This window comes from Paenibacillus puerhi, from assembly GCF_009846885.1.
Classification (GTDB): domain Bacteria; phylum Bacillota; class Bacilli; order Paenibacillales; family NBRC-103111; genus Paenibacillus_G; species Paenibacillus_G puerhi.
Genome location: NZ_WUWM01000050.1, coordinates 1 through 20,090, shown reverse-complemented (window position 1 = coordinate 20,090; position 20,090 = coordinate 1). Strand labels below are relative to the sequence as shown.

Here is a 20,090-nt window from a genome sequence, read left to right as displayed (position 1 = left end):
ACACTCCCATGCATGTTGGATGTTACCCGCGAACGTTTCCCTTCACAGGCTTGATCTTTCGCTTCAGGCTGCGAATCCATGCTTTCGTTTCGGCATCCACGCGGAAGGACTCTGTTATTTTCTGCAGAGCTTTATTGTAGGTAAAGTCATCCAGTTCGTTATGCCGCAGATACGCTGCCGTAGGCCCGGGCACATTCACGTAGCAAACCGACAGTGCCCAGGCTACCGCCATTTTAACATAATATCCCTCGTGCTTGATACGGTCGAGCCTCTGCAAGACTTCATGGACATGCTCGACTTCGGCATAAAAATTCAGCAGCATCACCACTCCGAATCGAATCTCGTACTCCTGATCGGAGGCCAGATACGGCTGCAGAAACTCCCATACCCGGCTCTTATGAGCCTTAGTGATCGTAAGTCCGACACAGAAGCTGTCGCAAACGGACCAATTATCGATACGAGGGACGAACTCGGCGACAAGGCTCAGGATCTCCTCAATGTCCGCCTTGATATAACCGATGACCATGCCTTGCAGCATGATCTCTTCGAAAGTTGCGCTGTCCGCCCGCTGCAAGTAAGTGCGCCAATCGCCCTTCGCGATCCCTCGGGCCAGCTTGCGCAAGGTCGGCAAACGAACTCCCAGCACATGATTGATATTTGGGATCAAGGAAGCGGAAAACTTTCTATAATCCTCTTCTGCCAGCTCCATGAGCTGCTCTCTAATCGACTTTTCCACCCGACTGCTCCTTCGTTTATGGATTATTTCTTAATCCTACCCGATTTCGGAGCCCAGGGCGCCCCCTTCCGAATATAAGCGCAAGATTTGGAAAGTCCTCTTATTGGGTGCGTTCTCAGCTCACGCATAACCTGCTTACACTGGTAATTCTCGTTGCCTGTTGTAATGGAGGGCAGATACATTGAAACCTCTGAGGATCAGCCATACGGCGAGGATCATTTCATTAGCTGCTACGGGCAGCGCCAGAATAACACCCCAGATGGAAATCTGCGGAATTACGCCGAACATTTCCAACAAGGCTGCGATGAAAATAAGCACTGCCCCTGTCATGCCCAAAATGGGTATAAATTTTGGAATAAGCCCCGATTTATAAAAGATGTAGCTGTACATCATGGTATTGATCCCTAGCATGAAATTAGGTCCAAGCATAAATGTCCACTCATGGACCGCTTTCAGTAATAAGCCTAATGCTTGAAAAGACGCGGGATCTGCGGCTCCCGATGCGATAAATTCCCGACTTAAGGACAATAGCGACAGTACGCTGATGATGCCGATCGTGATGATAACCGCCTCAAGTAATCGAAAGCAAACATGCCCAAGCGCTAAGGTTTCATTGTACTTTTTTAAATACGGGAACATCGTAATCGAAGTGCCGACAGCTGAAGCGACAAGCACCAATTCCATAAGCGCTCCCCCTACCACCTGGTTGGCGTGAGCGGCCCCTTCTATCAAGTAATCGGGGCCATTCAGGATCGGATCGTATAGAATAAGACCTGCTATCGCCGAAACCGCCGCAAGGATGAACAGGATTCCCGCGGTTTTTGCAGCTAATTGATTTTGCTTCATTTTGTAATCTCCTCTTCTTGGTATCCATCTCAGTCAATCTTTATGCTTACTCTTCAGGATGATCCCCGTAAAAAAATACTTCTTCCAAAGGCAAGTTGAAGGCATTAGCAATGCGAAAGGCCAGTTCGAGAGACGGGGAATAGTTTCCCTTTTCCAAGGCCACGATGGTTTGTCTCGTAACGCCCACCTTGTCAGCTAACTGCTGCTGTGTCATTTCATTTTGGTTGAACCGTAATTTTCGGATGTGATTGCCGACCAGATTTTTTCCCACATTAGACTCCTTTCCGATAGTGATAAAATTTTGTAACGGAACCGATCACATCCGAGATAAATCCAGAAATGATCAGGATCACGAACATCACCTGAGGCGGATAATCGATCACCAGCGATCCCATCGCAAGAAGGAAGCCGAGGATAAATACAAAGAATGAATTTCTGAATGATCTCAGTTCAATGATTTTATCCAATTCATCTGCAAATGTCGGCTCCTTTTCTCCCGTCGTTATTCGGAAGACGATGTTGAAAACAATACTGATCACGATATGCGCGATGATGGAAACCAAAGTCAGGATGAGGACAAAGGAACCCCAGTAACGTAAGATTTCCGTGGACTCCAATCCCCCTGCGGGACGCTGCGGGTACATGTACGCGAAATAACTTGCGAAAATAAGGATCGAGCTGATTAACGATACGACGCTCTTCTTTTCTTGGTAGGTCATGGATGATACCACCCTTTCATTATCTTTTGTAGTAAAGTTCGATATACATAATGTAATAAATTTCATACACAATGTCAATTAAACTTTACATTGATGGAGAAAAAATAGCCGATCCATTCGGATCGAGCCTCAATTGAACTCATTTCGAGGTAAGCATACCGCCTATACTCCGCTCACGCGATCTGAATTCTGGCGTTCATCGTGGATAGGATAAGTGATCAAATCAAATCGGGACTCTGCATGGAACCCAAGTATTCGTATTGATAAATTCTGCCTGTGGCGCCTGCCGGCACCGCCCGAAATTTTCCTTTGTCCACTAATCCGCGACAATACTTGATGATCGTTTGCTTATGAAGCTCAAGTTCTCGTGCAGCCTGCACAGGACGAATCCTCCGGTTTTGTCGAATTGCCAAACGCATGAGCTGCCGTTCCACTTTTCCAAATTTATGCGAGATGTTGCCACCCTTCTCTGCCGTTGCAGCTAAATAGGGCGCCAATATACCTCGAAGCATCGCTAAAATTAAGGATGGATTCTCCTTCAATTCATCCAACGAAATCGCGATATAGCGACATTCTTGCGATTGGAGAAACAGAGCTCGATTCAAATCCATGCGATATTTGGTCCGATCCGTACCATGCGAACCATAATCCATAATTTCAAATACAAAAAAATGCCCGCCCAAGATCCACATGAAGTCTACATAATAGGATCGTCCCCGCCAGTCCCTAACCTCATACTCCGGATGCAAACCATCAAAATGTCCCATGAGAAGCCACCATATTTTTTCGGCAAACAAGCGATTCCCATAGCCATGTCCTCTTCTCAGTGCATCCTTTCGATCGCCATGGCGCTTGGCCAAATGTCTCTCTATCCACTTTTCTTGCTCCACCTCAAAACTATTCAATACAAGTCACCCCTCCCTTTAAATATAAAAAGCCCCGATCCTCCTCAAAATGGAAAGGAAAATCGGGGCGTGCTTCGCCACTTACGATAATATGATTATTTTATGCCATAACCGGGTGATTTTTGCAAGCACATTTTTGATGGAGAAACAAATGTGTGCGATTTTTCGTACAAAACGCACGCTTCGAGCAGCCATATGTGCCTCTTTGTACGACTTTTCATACAAAGACGGCTCACTATCAACTTAGGCGGGGATAGATATATGATTTTTCATATAAACCGGACGCTTCGATCAGCCATACGTGCCTCTTTGTACGACTTTTCATACAAAAATGGCTCACTATCAACTTAGGCGGGGATAGATGTATGATTTTCATATAAAACGAACGCTTCGATCAGCCATACGTGCCCCTTTGTACGACTTTTCGTACAAAAACGGCTCAGTATCAACATAGGCAGGGATATTTGTATGATATTTCATATAAAACGGACACTTCGATCAGCCATATGTGCCTCTTTATACGATTTTTCGTACAAATCCGATCTCACGACAAAAATACCCTAGAGGTACTTGGTTAAATAGGGATTACGAGATGCCGAATCCGATTTGAACTTGTTGACGAGGGTTACTCGATGTAGCAGGCCGGATATTCAGCCTTTGCGGCGGACGCAGCAAACGAGCGCAAATTCGTCCTCCAGCAGCTACCGGGCGCAAGCCCGCTTTGCCGCTCCGGCAGCGCCCCCGGAAGAAGCAGCGGCGTGATCGCCTGCTACGTGCGCAAGTTCACCCTGCGCGTCCACCGATCGCCTGCTGATTGCGCTTGCGCGAGACAGCCGCGGCCTACCGCGCACCACCAATCGCCGGCTGCTTGCGCGGGACAGTTGCCTGCTGCCCCTGCTGCGCATCTACTGCCGCATGCTGCCCCTGCCTCGTCCCCCGATCACATGCTGCCCCTGCCTTGTCCCCCGATCACATGCTGCCACTGGTACGCACCCACGATCGCCTGCCGCGCCTGCTGCGCACCACCGGTCGCATGCTCCCTCTAAGCGCACCACCGATCGCCCGCCGCGCCTCCCCCACCTTCCTCGCACCACCGATCGCCTCTTACGCTTATTGCGTAATCGGCCGAAATCCACCGCCAGGCCCTCATCCTGCGGGGATTAGTTAGACGACGGGCCTGTAAACCGCGGCTCGTGGGGCTGTTCCGCGGCCAGCTGCTTGTACAGCTCCCGGATCCGGTCGGAGCCCGCCCGTGGCACGGTGACCTTCAGACGTACATATAAATCTCCATAAGCTCCGTCCGGCTTGCGAAGACCTTTCCCGGCAAGCCTTAGCTTCTGTCCGCCATCCATCCCCTCCGGCACCTTCACCTTCAAGGAGCTGCCTCCCGGCAGACGGAGCTTGGTCTCCGTTCCGAGCGCCGCATGCCAGGGAGCGACGACCAGCTCGGCGGACAAGTCATACCCGTCTGCGGAGAATACCGGATCCGGCTTGATGCGCAAGGTCACATACAAGTCTCCCGCCTGCCCGTCCCGGGATGGATGCCCCATCCCCTTCAGACGGATACGCTGCCCGTCCTTGATGGAGTCCGGCAGCTTCACGCTCAGCGACTTTCCGTCCACGGAAATCTGAACCTTGCCGCCGCGGACCGCATCGTCAAGGGTCAAAGCAAGCTCGGCCTCCATATCCGCCTGCCCGCGGCTGTCGCCCCAGCCCCCGCCGAACAAATCGCCGAACAGATCCTCGAAGCTGCCTCCCGAAGCGCCAAATCCGCCTCCCATGCCGTCATAGCCGGAAGCGGAAGTCCCGCGGGAATTACCGCTTCCCTCCTGCCAGTAGCCACCTCCCTGCGGACCGCGGCCCCAGGCCTCTTCATCCCGGCCCTGCGTCCTCTCCCGCCAGCGCTCGCCATAGCGGTCATAGCTCTGTCTGCTCTCGTCCTGAGACAGCACCTCGTACGCTTCCTGCACCTCTTTAAACCGCTTCTCGGCTTCAGGCGTTTTATTCACGTCGGGATGGTACTTCTTGGCCAGCTTTTTATACGCCTTCTTGACAGCCTCCTTGTCAGCGCTCCGGGTAACGCCCAGCACCTCGTAATAATCCTTCATAGCCTTCACCATCCTCCCTCCGGCGCCGTGTAATCATCAGAAAAGGTCGATTCCTTGCTGCAGAAAAGGGTACGACAGTAAGGTTGTGTCACCTCCATCGTACCCCGCTGATGCAGCTTATTCAATGCCGATTCGTTTGTTGGTCGGCTCTTTCTTCTCTTTCTTCGGAATATCCAGCTTCAGCACACCGTCCTGCAGCTTCGCCTTAATTCCGTCCTCCTCGATGCCTTCTACGTAGAATTGCCTTGCAAACTCTCCATAATGGCGTTCGCTGCGGATGATCTTACCGTTCTCATCCTTCTCTTCGTCCACTTGGTTCCGCTTGGCACGGATCGTCAAATATTTATCCTGCACATCGATCTCGATGTCTTCTTTCGTGAAGCCCGGCAGTTCAGCTTCTATGAGATAGCCCTTATCCGTTTCCCGGATATCGGTGCGGAAGGAACGCGTGTTGCTATGCAGCGGAGCCAGCAGCTCTTGATCAAAAGCCTCATTGAAGGATTTCAACATTTGTCCAAACAGGTCTTCATTTCTTCTACGGAATGGAACCAGATCAAACATACGGAATCTCCTCCTTGATAATTGGTGGTTTCTTCTTGCTATGACCTTATTATACCCTTGGGAAAAAATTTCATCAAAAGTGGAATAGAGCCGAATTAAGCCGTTTTCAGGGAATATCCCCCATATGACCAAAGTCTTCGCCACGAATCTCTGACTTTCTTCGACTTTGACCTTATTTGACTTTCTGAGTGCCGCCTCATTCCTAACATCGCATACCACTAGAGACGAGGCTACAGCCTTCTCTACGAGCACAGCCTCAAAATATCACGTACGGCTTGACGATGGAATATGAGGCGGCGTACAAAAGGAAAACCGGATGAACCCCTTCTTCAAGCTGCCCCGCATCACTTGGACCGCCGCTCGCGCACGTCATCCGGTACAAGCTTTCGCGGCCTCCGTGCAGCACAAAAGCGGGGAAGCCGTTGTTCCGGCCCCCGCGCCGAGCTCACAGTCTTTTGCGGTATTCCGTCGGCGACATGCCCGAGAATTGCCTGAAAAGCTTAAAGAAATAACTCATATTATCGTAGCCCAGCCCTTCGGATATTTGCTCCACCCTCTGATCGGACTGATCTAGCAGCTCTTGAGCTCGCTCCATCTTGCAGCGGGTGACAAACTCAACGAAGGTCTCGCCTGTCTCTTTCTTGAATATCCGGCTAAAATGAGTGGGATTCATCTGCAGCCGGAGGGCCGTTTCCTCCATGCTGATCTTCTCATGCAGATGCATCATCACATAGCGCTGCGCCGCGGCGATTTCCTTGCGCTTGGCATGCTCGTGATGCTCCTGATAGGACTTCCTCTTCTCCATCAGAAAGTGGTACAGCCAGTCGCCGAGATGCTCCAGCGTATCGATGGTATAGATGTGATGCTGCAGCAGCTCCGAGCTGTAATTGGTCAAAAAATGCTGCATGACCGTGTATTTCAATTCCATATCGGTAACCAGCTTCAGCATCCAGCTGCGCACCGAATCCATCGGATACTTATGCCGCGCAATATGCTCCATCCACTGGGCAAGAGTCTCCTTAATCGGATTGGCGCTAACTTCGAGCATACAAGTTCGAAAGTCGTTCAGCGCGGCGGCATAATGAACGAATAGATCCTCTTTTGAGATGTCCATCGGCCGCAGCTTCAATAGGGCATGCTCTCCCGAATAAAACCGGAAGGTCCGCTCATTCAATAAGGAGATGAGCTGCTTTTTCAAGTGGGCGACGGATGGACTGATGTCGGCTGTATAAAAGGAAATCCCTATTTTCAGATAACGGCGCATCGACTTCTGAATCAGCCGCAGCTCGTCCATGATCTGATCGGATCTATTGATTTTGAGCGTTTTGGGATACGGATAAAGCAGGTAATAATAACGCTCGCTGTAAGCAAATACGGCGCTGTTCTCGATGTTCACCGATTCATTCAGCGCATTCTCCACCACATACTGAAGATGATGCCCTCCGCCGAATCTGGCTTCCAGATCCGGGAACCGATCCAGCACGCCCAGCACCGGCAAATAAGAGAAGCCTTCCTCCATGCGCAATCCGAAGGCCGCCGCTTTCTCCGTCCACTCTGCTTCATTCCAAACCGGCTGGTCGATTAACGAGCGGATGAAAGAAGTACGCAGCGAGGAACGGCTTTGAAATACGACATCCTGCAATTGTTGGCGGCTGCGCAGGGCCGCGTGCTCCTCCTTCAGCTGAAGAGTGAGCTTGTGCAAAATATCCAGCAGCTGCTCGATGCGAAGCGTTTCTTTCAGAATGTAGTCATTCACGCTTAATTTCACAGCCCTCTGAGCATACTGAAAGTCCTCATGACAGGACAAGATGACGGTTTTCAAACCGGGATTGTCCTGGCGGGCCGCTTCGATCAAGTCAAGCCCATTCATAAGGGGCATGCCGATATCGGTAATCAGGATATCGGGCTGCGTGCGCCTGCAGGCCTCCAGCGCTTCTTCGCCGTCGGAGCAAACCGCGACCAGCTCCAGCCCCAGCTCCTGCCATGGAATTTTCGCCGTCAAATATTCGAGGACCGACTTGTAGTCGTCTGCCAGTATCACTTTATACATATCCGTTGTTCTCCATGGTTGATGTTGGGATCATGAGTGTGATGCGGGTACCCTCTTGAGCCTCGCTCTGTATGGCCATCTGGAACCGGTTGCCATACATGATCTTCAAGCGCTCGTATACATTCGAAAGCCCGATGCCGGATGGCGGCTTCCCTTCCTCGATAATCTGCTGCTTGTTGAGCCGGAGACGTTCATGCAGCAGCTGCCTTGTCTCCTTATCCATGCCTGCCCCGTTGTCCTCGATAGTGATGCGCAAGGAATCGCCTGCTTGTTCGACTTGGATCTGAAGAGTGCCCCCCTTCCGGGAAAATGCATGCTTATAAGCATTCTCGATAATTGGCTGCAAAATTAACCGAGGTACTGTACTCGCCAGCAGCTCCGGCTCGACATCCATCTCGACCTTCACTGGATGCCTCATCGTAAGATTCATCAGATCCGCATACTTCTCGGACATTTCGACCTCGGAATATAAGGAGACGAACTCTTGCCGGGAGGATATGGTCGCTCGAAGGAGCGAGGATAAGGACCCGACAAGCTCGGCGTTCTTCTCATCGTCTTTCATCAGCAGATTCAGACGGATGGCGCTCAGCACGTTAAATAAAAAATGGGGATGAATCTGCGCCTGCAGCATCGCCAGCTCCGCCTGCCGCTTCAGCTCCTGCTCGACCTTCACCTGCTCCAGCGTCTGTTGAATACGGTCAAGCATGTTATCGAAGGACCGGCCCAGCCGGCCGACCTCATCCCCGCCTCTCACCTTAGAACGCACCTCCATGTCGCCCGATTCGACTTCCGCGGCCACTTTGCCAAGAACCTTGATCGGCATTGTAAACTTCCGAATCAAGTACGCAAGGATGAAAATGAAGCAAGCAGCAAACATGACCTGCAGCATCAAGCCCGATTGATGAATGCGATTGACTTTATCGGTCAGTTGCTCATAAGGGGCCAGACTGACCAGCCGCCATCCCCCGAATCGCAGTGGCAGCGAGACATACAGCTGCTGTTCGCCGTTCAACTGAATGATAGCCGGCGACTCTACCTGCCCGATCGGGACCAGGCTGTGAAAGCTTTGGCCGATAACCTCCTTATTCCGATGTGACAAGATACGGCCGCTCTCGTCGAGCAGGAAAATCTCCTCGGCTATATGGGCAAAGATGTTACTTATCGTATTCTCTCCGCGGCTGACGAGCAAGGAAGCGTAGGGCTTCGAATAATAGTCCATCAGTGTTCTCGCCGTCAACAGGACGTAAGGATCCTCCTGCACCTTGGACTTCAGATAATGGGGAATCGCCCCGAGGTAATAGGTTTCAAAGTCGGGAGACTGAGGCAGAGCGCGGAACCAGGCCTGTTCCCTGAACAATGACGGGTTGAATTCGTCATAGGAATAATTGGAATAATAACGGCCATCGGCGAGAAGCAAGGTAAGATTCATGTCCGGCCTGTCCCTCGCCCATTGCTCCAGCTTCTCCGTGATGTTCCTCGACGCCAAGGGATCGTCCTTGATTTGCAGCAGGCTCCCTAGCTCGGAGTCGAATTGAATCCGATTGGACACCGAAACCATCTCATCCATGATGCCGTACAGCTGATACTGGATCATCTTTAAAGATTGGATGGCGTTATCCAGCGTCTGCTCGCGTATGATCCTCTGAGAGAACGTGCTGGTGATATACAGCATGATGATCGTAGGAAGCAGCAGGCAGGCGATAGTTGTAACGATTAATTTCCGCCGCAGCGAGTGCCTGTGAAAGCTAAACATACTCATGATTCATCCCTGCTTTCCCCCTATGAGTTGACCTTTCGAAAGAGGCGAAAGCTAGAGCCTCTTTACTGCAGGCTCTAGCTCCGGTATGACTATTATCCTATCGCATAGGTTTCATCACTTCAACCCAGGGTGCGGGTCCGTGTCATGACTTATTTTTTGTTGGCATCGATCAGCTTCTGAATTCGCTCTTGCGCATTTTTCTGAGTCGTATCGATATCCTGATCCTTCAGCAGCATCTTATCGAACTCCTCCTGCATCACTTTTTCAACCTCGGCTTGGTATGGGATCGGAGTAGCCGATTTGGACGTCGTTGTATTTTTCAAGACGTACAGGAGAGACTCCTTGTCTACCTGCTCCGGCGTTTTTGTTTTGGACACGATCTTATCGATGACTTCGTCCAGGTTGGCTTTCTTCCAGGATGGGATATAACGACCCTGCAGCGTAATGCCCTCCGTCGTAAACCAGCGGATGAACGTATACGCTTCCTGCTTATGCTTCGACTTGCCGTATACCGCCAGAATGTCGCCTTCGAAAGGGGAAGCTATCGGATCTTCCTTGTTGAGCTTAGGATAAGGAGCGAATACGGTTTTGAAGTTAGCCGGCACCGCGTCGGTACCGCCCGTCTCGGCGATCAGGAACGTACCGGTCGCCAGCATGCTCGCCGCCTGATTGAAGTATTGCGGACGGTAATTCATCTTTTGGCTGATTACTTCGGCATATGGCGTCGCAGATTGATCCTTCTCCGCTTGCTTCCGGATTTCGAGCGATTTGCGCATAACCGGATTCATCACGTTGGCCGACTTGAGATCATCGGTCACCAGGTTGCTGTTTTCCTGCCGATTGTATTGGCCCAGGTTCGTATAGGGGACGGTCCAGGTATGGAAGTGAGTTCCGTAATGCTTGGCTCCCCCATCCAGTTTCGTCATTTTCTTCGCATAGTCCAGGAACTCATCCCACGTCCAATCCTTCGGAACCGGCAGTCCTGCCTCTTTCAAATGATTTTCATTGATGACGACGAACCAGGAGACGGATTTCCCGGGAATTCCATAGTACTTTCCATTTAATTTCGTGTCTACTTTATACTCATTGTCGAATTGGATGCCTTCTTTGCTCATATACTCGTCGAGCGGCTCGAACATATTCAGGGCAATCCGCTGGGCATAGGCCGCACGGTTCTGAATCATGATGACGTCCAGGCTTTCACCGGAAGCGGCCGCCAAATCGACTTTTTTCATGGCCTCGGTCGAGTTATTATCTCCCTGGGATACGAATTCCACTTTGATGTTCGGGTATTTCTTCTCAAACTCCTGGATCACGACGTCAAAGCCATCCGTCTTCAGGTTATTCCAGGTGTGCAGCTTGATCGTGACGGGCTTGTCTGAGGACGAAGCCTGCGGGCTTGAGCTATCCGTGCCCTGGGAAGCGGCGCAGCCGGCCAATAACATTGACATAGCGGTTACAGAGAGTACCGATTGCTTCATCCATGGTTTGTTGAGCATGAGAAATCCCCCTTTAGATTATATAACTAATCGAATCCGTCTGTTCTGCTTGTCCGGATGGCCTCTCGCCTTGAACCGACCGGCATCCGGCGTTTGCATTAGAGACGGGTATCGGCCATGCCGCAAAATACATCGACGGGGCTGGTACCGTGGAAGGGCTCGTCCCCCATGATCCGCTTGATCGTTTCCTGAACGACCGTTCTTGTCGGCGCATACGCATTAATATACGTCTTGACCATCGGCACATCATAGAGATGGAACGGGTTATGCAAGGATACGAACACGGTTGGCAGCTCGGTGACATACCAAGGAATCTCAGGCCCCATCGGCGAGGACCAACGGATGCGCGCAAAGTTCTCTTGGGCGAACTGCTGCACATTGGCAAATAACAGCACGGCATCATAGGCATTCGTGAAGTCGGATATTTTTTTGCTCTCAAATATCTGGACAGCAGCAGGTCCCTTGCCGTCTGCCTCCGCTTCCCCCTTGGCCCGTTCCTGCCTGGACGCCGGAGTCTCGTACAAAGTCACGTCGAATCCGGCCTTGCTCAGCTCCTCCACGATCATGTCCTTGACGCCCTGCTGCTTGATCCCAAAGAACTGGACATCATCCCCAAGCACGTATAGCATTATTCGCCGGTGTGTCTCGGGCCGGATCGGCAAATCTGGACGAGTTTGCTTCACCAAGGTAATGGACCTCGCCGCTACTTCTCTCGCGGCTTCCAGATGCTCCCCGCAGCCAATGACGCTCAAGGCTGATTTCGGCGGGACAAGCGTGCCGGCTTGTTGTTTCTTATGCAGCCCGAGAAAAGCCTTCGTTCCCAGTATACGCTGCAGCGCCTCGTGGAGCCGTTGCTCCGTGATCACGCCGTTCGTATAGCCGTCCAGCATAAACTGGAAGTCCTCCTCCGGATCGTTAAAGAACAGGAACATATCGCAGCCTGCGGCGATGGCTTGAGGCAATTGCTCCGACCGCTTCATAGCGGTAGTCAGTCCCGCCATTCTCGAAGCGTCGGTAAGCACTAGCCCGTTGAAGCCAAGCCGCTCTCTAAGCAGCCCGGTCACGAGCTCCGGCGACAAGGAAGCCGGCAGCAGGTCCGCATCCGTCAAGCTCGGATTGAGGCGTTTGGAATACGCGGGCAGCCGGATATGGCCGATCATCACGCTTTGAACGCCTGCTTCGATCATCCCTCGATACACTTTGCCGTACGTCTGGTCCCATACTTCGCATGATAACGTATTGACGCTCGTCAGCAGGTGATGATCCCGCTCGTCGATCCCGTCCCCGGGGAAATGTTTCATGGCTGCCGCGAATCCTTCCTCGCCTATCCCCCTCAAGTAAGCCTTGGACATCTCCAATACCTCGTCGGGATTGTTGCTGAAGCATCTCGTCATGGTCATCGGGTTACGCCAATTATAATTAATGTCGACCACGGGCGCGAAGGACCAGTTACATCCGACCGCAGCCCCTTCCGCGCCGCTAATCCGGGCCATCCGATAGGCGTACTCCGGGTTTCGGGTTGCGCCGATCTGCTCGTGCGTACCGATTAGCGTTCCATCCGTGCAAGCGCCGTCTCCGCCCGATTCGACATTGGCCGCGATAAGCAACGGAATTTTGCTGTGCTCCTGGAGGTATTTATTTTGCTCGTAGATGGTCTCGGACGTATTGGGATTATACCGGACGCCCCCGATGTGATAGTTCTCCAGCATGTGCTGTAAATACTCCGGATCGTGGCGGTAGCCCAGATTAATAAACAGCTGACCGATTTTCTCCTCCAGCGTCATCGACTGGATCGTCGCTTCCACCCAGCTTATATCCTCATCGCTTAGATGGAATGGCTTTGCCTTCAAATTCACCATAATTGCCGTCTCTCCTTCACTCCATGATTATCCTTTGACACTGCCCATGGCCACGCCTTCAATGACTTGCTTCTGACCGATCAGGAAGATGATCAGCAGAGGCAAGATCGCAGAGACCGCTCCGGCCATCATCAATGAATAAAACTCGCCGTTGGCGTCCGCGAACTTCCTCATTCCTAGTTGAAGCGTGAACAAAGCCTCGGAGCGAAGGAAGATCAACGGATTCTGGTAATCGTTCCAAGTCCAGATGAAGCGCAAGATCATATAAGTCGCCAGCGCGGGCTTAACGAGCGGCAGCGTGATCCGGGAGAAGATGGTCCAGTGGTTCGCCCCGTCCATCCGCGCCGATTCGATAATATCGTTATGGATGCCCATAAAAAACTGTCTGAGCATGAAAGTCCCCAGCACCCCCGAGGCCGCAAGCAGGACCAATCCGAAATGGCTGTCAAACAAGCCGATCCAGCGGTACATGATAAATTGCGGGACGAGAATCGCTTGATGCGGAATCATAAACGTCGCAAGCACGACAAGGAAGATGGCATCGCGGCCCTTGAATGTAATTTTGGCGAAGCCGTAAGCGGCCATGCACGATATCAACAGGGAAAATGCCGTCGTCACAATCGTAACCTTCAAGCTGTTCCAATAATACAGCGTAAAGGGATGCGATCCGAACCAGACCTCCCGGTAATTCTCCGCCGCATTCCAATTTCTGGGGATCCATTGAATCGGATAAGTCAGCACATCCAGCTCCGGCTTAAAGGAAGCGGACAGCATCCATACGAAGGGAAGGATGAAGAAGATTCCCCCTAGTCCCATGACTAATGTGATCAGTGTGCGGTCCAAGCGAATCGATTTCATAGCGATCACCCCTTAGTAGTTAACCCATTTCTTTTGGCCGATCCATTGAATCATCGTTATCGCCAGAATAAACATCAGCAAGACAATACCCATCGTGGAAGCATAACCGGACTTCAGATTGATAAACGCCGTCTCGTACAAGTAGAACACGATAACGGAGGTGGAGCCTGCGGGTCCGCCGTTCGTTAAGATCATAATCAGGTCGAACGCCTTGAACGAAGAGACGAGACCGGTTATTAACAGAAAGAAGGTTGTCGGGGAGAGCATGGGCAGAGTGACCGAGAAAAATTGCCGGACGGGCGAGGCTCCGTCAATGTCTGCCGCTTCATACAAATCTTTGGGTATGCTCTGCAGGCCTGCAAGAAAAATAATCATATCGAAGCCGAGCGATGCCCAGGCCATAATGATCATGACCGACACAAGCGCGACACTCGGATCGGCCAGCCACATCGGAGGGTTATCGATCCCTACCGCTCGCAGGAAGCCGTTGATCGGACCGCTGTTCGGATGAAACAACACCCTCCAGAGCACGGCTACGGCGACAAAGCTCGAGATGAAAGGAAGAAAGTAAACGACCTTGAAAAATGTCTTGAAGTAAGTGGCTTTATTGATCAGCACCGCTAAGATCAACGCGATAAACATGGACACCGGAACCACGATCATCAGCCAAAGATTGTTCGTCATCGAACGGATAAAGTTTTCATCCTGGAACAATTGCTTGTAGTTATCCCAACCGATGAAGTTGATATTGCCGATCCCCGTAATAAAATTCCAGTCCGAGAAGCTGATAATGCCTGAGAGCAGGATCGGAATAATGGTAAGCACCACGGTCAGGATAAGCATAGGCCCGATAAAGAAATATCCGGCAAGCGTATCGTAAAAGGACTGCTTTCTCAGCTTGACCTTCGTCAAAGCCGCTGCTTCAACGCCGCTTTCCTTTAAGGCTTGTTCCATAATAATCACCTCTTGTTGTTGGTTATGACCTTATTATAGAAAGGGATGAAAGCGCATACTATGCACGAATCTTTCTATTCGAAAAATATTTTGCTTGCCGCTGCCGGATACTTCCCGGCATAAACAAACCGCTCACTCCTTCGGAATGGAGTGAGCGGCTTTTAATCTTTTCCCCCTATGCTGCCGCCTGTATTCATAGATCAAGCAGACGATAAGGATCGCGATATAAAACAAGCTGGAAACCCGGTACATGACTCCATAGCTCGTTAATCCGGAGATGAAGCCGAGCAAGACGGAGCCTCCGGCTATGCCCGCATCGAACAGATTGTAGAACGTGGCCGTTGCGCTCCCGCGGCGATCCCGCTCGACCCGGTCGATGACCCAGGCCTGCAGGGCCGGGAACATAGCCCCGAAGCCGAGACCAAAAAACAGGGCGGCGGCAAGTAAGGTGGCCATGGAGGAAGCATAAGACAAGATGACGGTTCCCAGGAAGGTTAGAAGGGTGCTGGGAAGGATGACCCATAACGGTCCCTTGGCGTCGTATAGCCTGCCCGATCCGAATCGCACCAGCACTTCGAAGACGGAGACGGCCAGAAAAAAATAACCGATATTAGAGACGGCCAATTCCTTGCCATACAAAGCGATAAAGCTCAGGATGCCTCCAAACCCGAAGCCCGCCATCATCCCGAGCAAAGAAGGGAACAACGCCCTTCTTTCTATCCATCTTGGGGCATCTCCCTTAGATGCAGGCGACAGCGCAGCGGGCGACGCTTCTCCGATATCTATAGGCCGGTCTTCTTGCGGATGCGTGACTTTTACCCTCAGGATCAGATTGCAGAGACAGGCGACAGCCAACATAACGATGGAATACACAATAAGTGTCTGGAACCCCGCCTGTTCCATTAGGACCACGCCGAGAAAGGGGCCGATGGAAGTGGCCAATGTGTTCGAAAGCCCAAAATACCCCATCCCCTCTCCTAACCGGGATGGAGGGATCATATCCGACGCGATAGTTCCGTACAGGGTAGTCGCGAGGCCGAATCCGAAGCCGTGCAGGAGGCGAATCACGAATACTCCGAACACCGTAGCCGCCGCATAATAGGAACCTGTGGCCGCCAGACAAAGGATGCCCCCGATCACCAACAGCAGCTTCTTTCCATAGCGATTGGCTTTATGACCCGAGAAGGGACGGATCCAGATCGCGGTGATCGTAAAGCAGCCCATCACCAGACCGATCTCGGAAGCATTCCCCCCGATTCCCGCCAAATAAACGGGAAGTGCTGGCATTAGCATTTCGAAGGCTAAAAACAAAAATAAATTGGACATGCTCAGAAGCACAAAATCCAGGGTCCATAATTTCCCCTTCGCGTTCATCCTTCACCCCGCTAGCCTTTATTTCCTACTGCAATTTGAGGATGGTCATGCTCCCAGTATAGAGAGGGCGGCTGACGCTCGCCATGCAGGAATCTTTCCTTTTAGAAAAAATTATGCCCGGGGGCCGATAAATTTTTTTCCGTTTTGAAAAATTCGTAGTCTGTGACTTTCGCCTGACTTCTACTATCATGAAGAGTACGTATATCGTTTTGTATAAGAGGAGGACGCCTGATGAGTAAACAACCTAACATCTTATTTCTGATGAGCGACGAGCATCGTCCTGACGTAGCAGGCTTCGCCGGGAATTCCGTCGTGCGTACCCCTGTGCTGGATAAGCTCGCTAAGGATGGCATCGTCTTTACGAATGCGTACACGCCCTCCCCTATCTGCATCCCGGCCCGGCAATGTTTGATGGCCGGTCAGCTGCCCCGTACCGCCGGCTGCGAAAAATACGGCGACGACCTGCCCCCTGGCTCGATGACGTTCGCGAGGCAGCTCGCCGCGCATGGCTATGAGGCAGCCGTCAGCGGCAAGCTGCATCACATGGGAACCGACCAGATGCAGGGCTGGACAGCCCGCATCAGCGGAGACATGCAGATCTCTCCGCTCTATCTCGGAGAGAGGGCTATGTCCTCTCGCAAGGCGTTCGCCGGCGTGAAATGGTCTGACGCCAAAGAAATCGCCCGCGCCGGCGTCGGGCGGGGATTATGCGTCACCCATGACGAGTATGCGGTGCAGGGCGCGAAGCAGTTCATCGAGGATTACTTCTGCAATCCCTATTACGACCGGGAGCAGACCCACCCTCTGCTGTTGAAGGTAAGCCTGCTTCAGCCCCATTACCCGTACTTCACCAGCGAATCGAAATTTACGTATTATTTGAACCGGGTGGAGCCTTATCTCCATGAGCCCGTGTTCGATCATCCCTTTCTGTCCCAGCGGCAGATCAAGGCGGGTAAGGATGCAACCGAGCGGGATATTCGCCGGGCTACGGCCGCTTATTACGGAATGGTGGAGACGATCGACGACCTTTATGGCGAGGTGCTGGATGCCCTTGTTCATGCCGGTCAGGACTTGGACGACTGGATTATCGTGTATACAAGCGATCACGGGGAAATGCTCGGCGAGCACGGTATCTGGGAGAAGCAGAAGTTTTTCGAAGCGAGCGTGCGCGTCCCTCTGATCATCCGGTACCCCAAGGCGTTCGGTCGGGGCCGGTTAATAGAGGAGAACGTGAACCTTTGCGATCTGTTCGCCACCCTGTGCGACTTGGCCGGTGTGCCGGTGCCGGAGGGACTGGACAGTCGAAGTCTTGTACCGCTGATGGAAGGCGGACAGGCTTCCTGGAGCAACGAAACGATCTCGCAGTTCGGAGGCGTCAACCTGATGATCAAGCAGGATCATCTCAAGTATCAGTATTACGGGGAGAACATGCCCGAGGTGCTGTTCGATCTGCAGCGGAACCCCGAGGAAACGCTGAATGTCCTGGAAGACCCCGAGTATGCCGAGCGGGTCGAGCATTTCCGTAGAAGGCGTGCCGAGCTAGCCTTCGGTCCTGACGCCGATCCCGCTTATCGCAATGCGGGGTATGAGGCTAACCCGCGCGGGCTAGATCCTGCTTGATCGTAAGCGCCTCCGTTCTGCTCGTGCAGCCGCCTCACCAAGCAGAACGGTGAAAAATCTGGTACAATTAGGGGTACAACCAACCCAAAAGAAAGGCGGCAAACTATGGCAACTGCGGCTGTAATCGAGCCCATCACCTATCAGGCCCTAGAGGACGAGGCTTCGCTTATCGAACAATGCAAGCAATGGGGGCTGTTGACGGAGAAGGCCGTTAAGTCGAAAACCTTCCTGTACAAGAAAAACGGGGCCGTGCTAAGCTGCAGCGTCGTCGGCCTGGTCGACTCCATCACCGCGGTTATCGAATTCGAGGATCAGCGGCGCCACTGCATTCACCCGTCTTATCTGAAGGAAATGCAAGCCTCCGGGTTTGTCCAGAGGCTGTCTGCAGAGGCAGACGAGCAGGCGGTTCCGAAGGCATCGGATACGCCAGATGCGCCAGATTCCGCTGCCGCTCCGGCAGCTACGGCTCAGGACATCCCCGAGACCCTGGATCAACGGCCCTCGCCTGCCCCATCAGAGCCGGAGCAGGAAGAGAAGCCGGAGGAGAAGCCCAAGAGCAGAGCGAAGAAAGAAAAGGCCCCCAAGCTTCAGCTCCCCGAGGAGAAGGTCGGGATGACGGCAACCGTCAAAGCCTTCGTCACCGTTCCAAATCACTTCTCGGACAATGACGATGAAGTGGTCATCTACGAAGCGGTGACGATCACCGAGCCGGTGATGGAACTGGGCGAAGCGTGGTCCAGCCACAGCGCCACGCTCAAGAAGCTTGAACTCGAGATCGGCGACAAGCTGACCTTCGAAGGCAAGCTTGTCGCCAAGAAGCTGACCAAGCATCCGGTTCCCTATAAGATCAACAATCCGGCGAAGATTAAGAAAACGTCTGCCGAAGCCATTCAAGAGTGATCGACTTCCCCATGCCGTATCGTTCCATAAAACGCTTGATAAAGCGAGCCCCGGATGCCTGAATTCCGGGGCTTGTTCCTTCTCTCTTTCTGCCTCAGCTCGGCGCACTATGTCCAGCCGTCATTACTTTCGTTATCTTGCTATTCCATTCCCTCAACGATACAGATACTCACTTTAAGAGGTATACTAGTAGAGCGTTCCCGAAGTTACGTTACTTGTACCCCATACCTGCTATGGGTCTCGGGATTGGCTAACGGACATGACGTACGCTTAGCGGTCTAAAACGCTCGGAAAACCAAAAATTGTCGCTCTAACGGTCCAATATGTCCCTTACATTCGTATCCGCTTCAATCTCAATCGCTAACGGTTTTGTTCGAAAAAATCGTATAAGAGGCGTGTATGGCTGAATCGAAGAGTCCGTTTATACGAAAAATCGTACATATATCCCCGCCTAAGGTGAAAATGAGCTGTTTTGTACGAAAACAGTCATGTCTTCTTTCCTTTCAGGCACAACTCCAGCATGAAAATGAGCAGCATGTGTTTACAGTAATGTTTACCGCTCCATACTTGTAACACCATGGTGAAATACTACGTTAGGATTAATGGTGGTTTGACCCCTTTACGAAAACTGTAAGGACGGGTTCAGTGAACAACTCCCTGCTAGCCCTGAACTGCCCATTCAGGTGACTGCGAACAGAAAAATAGTAAAGCTCGAGCCCATCCTCACCATGAGATCATTTAGTATCGGAGTCGGTTACATGGAAGTATTGTACCCACAATGTGTAGGAATGGACGTTCATCAGGAAACAATAGTAGCTTGCGCATTAATCACTGGCGAAGATGGGCGAGTGGAAAGTGAGACGCGAACGTTCGGAACGATGACCAAAGACTTGTTTGAATTATTAAAGTGGCTTGAGGCGAAGTCGATAAGCCATGTAGCCATGGAAAGCACCGGAATCTACTGGAAACCGGTGTACAACATCTTGGAAGGCTACTTTGACATGACGCTTGCCAATGCTCATCGCATCAAAAATGTCCCCGGTCGGAAAACGGATGTAAGTGATGCAGAATGGATTGCGAAGTTGCTTCGGGTCGGTTTAATTGAGCCGAGTTTTGTGCCTTGCGAAGACATGCGAGAACTTCGCGATCTATGCCGTCTTCGTAAGAAACGTATAGGAAACCTTACTGCAGAAAAAAACCGCATCCAGAAATACCTGGAAATGAGTAACGTGAAACTTGGTACAGTCGCAACCGATATATTTGGCGTATCGGGGCGTAATCTGCTCGAAAAACTAATTACAAAAGGATACGTCGACGCTGACGATGTGGACGAAAGTGTAAA

General features: G+C 51.8%; 16 protein-coding genes and 1 pseudogene. 3 read left to right on the top strand and 14 right to left on the bottom strand.

The window, feature by feature from the left end; genetic code table 11:
• Positions 1–22: 22 nt before the first annotated feature.
• The 14 genes and pseudogenes from GSF01_RS27945 to GSF01_RS27880 all read right to left on the bottom strand — a co-directional run bounded on the left by GSF01_RS27945 (position 23) and on the right by GSF01_RS27880 (position 16,228).
• Positions 23–736 carry a DNA alkylation repair protein gene (locus GSF01_RS27945; protein ID WP_159888545.1) on the bottom strand — a complete coding sequence of 238 codons (714 nt, stop codon included), beginning with the start codon at positions 734–736 and terminating at the stop codon, positions 23–25.
• A 135-nt stretch (positions 737–871) separates the two neighbouring features.
• Entirely contained in the window at positions 872–1,582 is a 711-nt protein-coding gene (locus GSF01_RS27940) for a DUF4386 domain-containing protein (RefSeq protein WP_159888544.1), read from the bottom strand.
• A 46-nt stretch (positions 1,583–1,628) separates the two neighbouring features.
• A complete protein-coding gene (locus tag GSF01_RS27935; RefSeq protein WP_159888543.1) occupies positions 1,629–1,853 on the bottom strand; it encodes a helix-turn-helix transcriptional regulator in 225 nt (74 codons plus the stop codon).
• Between the two features lies 1 nt (position 1,854).
• Entirely contained in the window at positions 1,855–2,301 is a 447-nt protein-coding gene (locus tag GSF01_RS27930; RefSeq protein ID WP_159888542.1) for a hypothetical protein, read from the bottom strand.
• 218 nt (positions 2,302–2,519) lie between these two features.
• Positions 2,520–3,206 carry a hypothetical protein gene (locus tag GSF01_RS27925; protein WP_159888541.1) on the bottom strand — a complete coding sequence of 229 codons (687 nt, stop codon included), beginning with the start codon at positions 3,204–3,206 and terminating at the stop codon, positions 2,520–2,522.
• A gap of 1,265 nt (positions 3,207–4,471) precedes the next feature.
• A pseudogene (locus GSF01_RS27920) lies at positions 4,472–5,326 on the bottom strand (DnaJ C-terminal domain-containing protein); the annotation flags it as partial.
• Between the two features lie 105 nt (positions 5,327–5,431).
• On the bottom strand, positions 5,432–5,875 hold the full coding sequence (locus GSF01_RS27915) for an Hsp20/alpha crystallin family protein (RefSeq protein ID WP_159888539.1): 444 nt from the start codon (positions 5,873–5,875) through the stop codon (positions 5,432–5,434).
• A 445-nt stretch (positions 5,876–6,320) separates the two neighbouring features.
• A complete protein-coding gene (locus GSF01_RS27910) occupies positions 6,321–7,925 on the bottom strand; it encodes a helix-turn-helix domain-containing protein (RefSeq protein ID WP_159888538.1) in 1,605 nt (534 codons plus the stop codon).
• Positions 7,918–9,684, bottom strand: coding sequence for a sensor histidine kinase (locus GSF01_RS27905; RefSeq protein WP_159888537.1), 1,767 nt, complete (start codon positions 9,682–9,684; stop codon positions 7,918–7,920). Before GSF01_RS27905 ends, GSF01_RS27910 begins: the two co-directional genes overlap by 8 nt.
• Positions 9,685–9,833: 149 nt before the next feature.
• Positions 9,834–11,183 carry an ABC transporter substrate-binding protein gene (locus tag GSF01_RS27900; protein ID WP_159888536.1) on the bottom strand — a complete coding sequence of 450 codons (1,350 nt, stop codon included), beginning with the start codon at positions 11,181–11,183 and terminating at the stop codon, positions 9,834–9,836.
• A 98-nt stretch (positions 11,184–11,281) separates the two neighbouring features.
• Positions 11,282–13,042, bottom strand: a complete 1,761-nt coding sequence (locus GSF01_RS27895; protein ID WP_201305502.1) for a glycoside hydrolase family 3 protein — start codon at positions 13,040–13,042, stop codon at positions 11,282–11,284.
• A 27-nt stretch (positions 13,043–13,069) separates the two neighbouring features.
• The gene (locus tag GSF01_RS27890) at positions 13,070–13,900 is read right to left on the bottom strand and encodes a carbohydrate ABC transporter permease (protein ID WP_159888535.1); all 831 of its coding nucleotides are present in this window, start codon (positions 13,898–13,900) and stop codon (positions 13,070–13,072) included.
• A gap of 12 nt (positions 13,901–13,912) precedes the next feature.
• A complete protein-coding gene (locus GSF01_RS27885; protein WP_159888534.1) occupies positions 13,913–14,854 on the bottom strand; it encodes a carbohydrate ABC transporter permease in 942 nt (313 codons plus the stop codon).
• Positions 14,855–14,986: 132 nt separating this feature from the next.
• Positions 14,987–16,228 carry an MFS transporter gene (locus GSF01_RS27880; protein WP_159888533.1) on the bottom strand — a complete coding sequence of 414 codons (1,242 nt, stop codon included), beginning with the start codon at positions 16,226–16,228 and terminating at the stop codon, positions 14,987–14,989.
• 231 nt (positions 16,229–16,459) lie between these two features.
• Here GSF01_RS27880 and GSF01_RS27875 point away from each other — a divergent pair, with 231 nt between their 5' ends.
• From GSF01_RS27875 to GSF01_RS27865, 3 genes are all read left to right on the top strand, one after another.
• Positions 16,460–17,848 carry a sulfatase-like hydrolase/transferase gene (locus tag GSF01_RS27875; RefSeq protein ID WP_159888532.1) on the top strand — a complete coding sequence of 463 codons (1,389 nt, stop codon included), beginning with the start codon at positions 16,460–16,462 and terminating at the stop codon, positions 17,846–17,848.
• 105 nt (positions 17,849–17,953) lie between these two features.
• A complete protein-coding gene (locus GSF01_RS27870; protein ID WP_159888531.1) occupies positions 17,954–18,748 on the top strand; it encodes a hypothetical protein in 795 nt (264 codons plus the stop codon).
• Between the two features lie 758 nt (positions 18,749–19,506).
• On the top strand, positions 19,507–20,090 hold a 584-nt coding region (locus GSF01_RS27865), incomplete at its 3' end, for an IS110 family RNA-guided transposase (protein WP_201305501.1).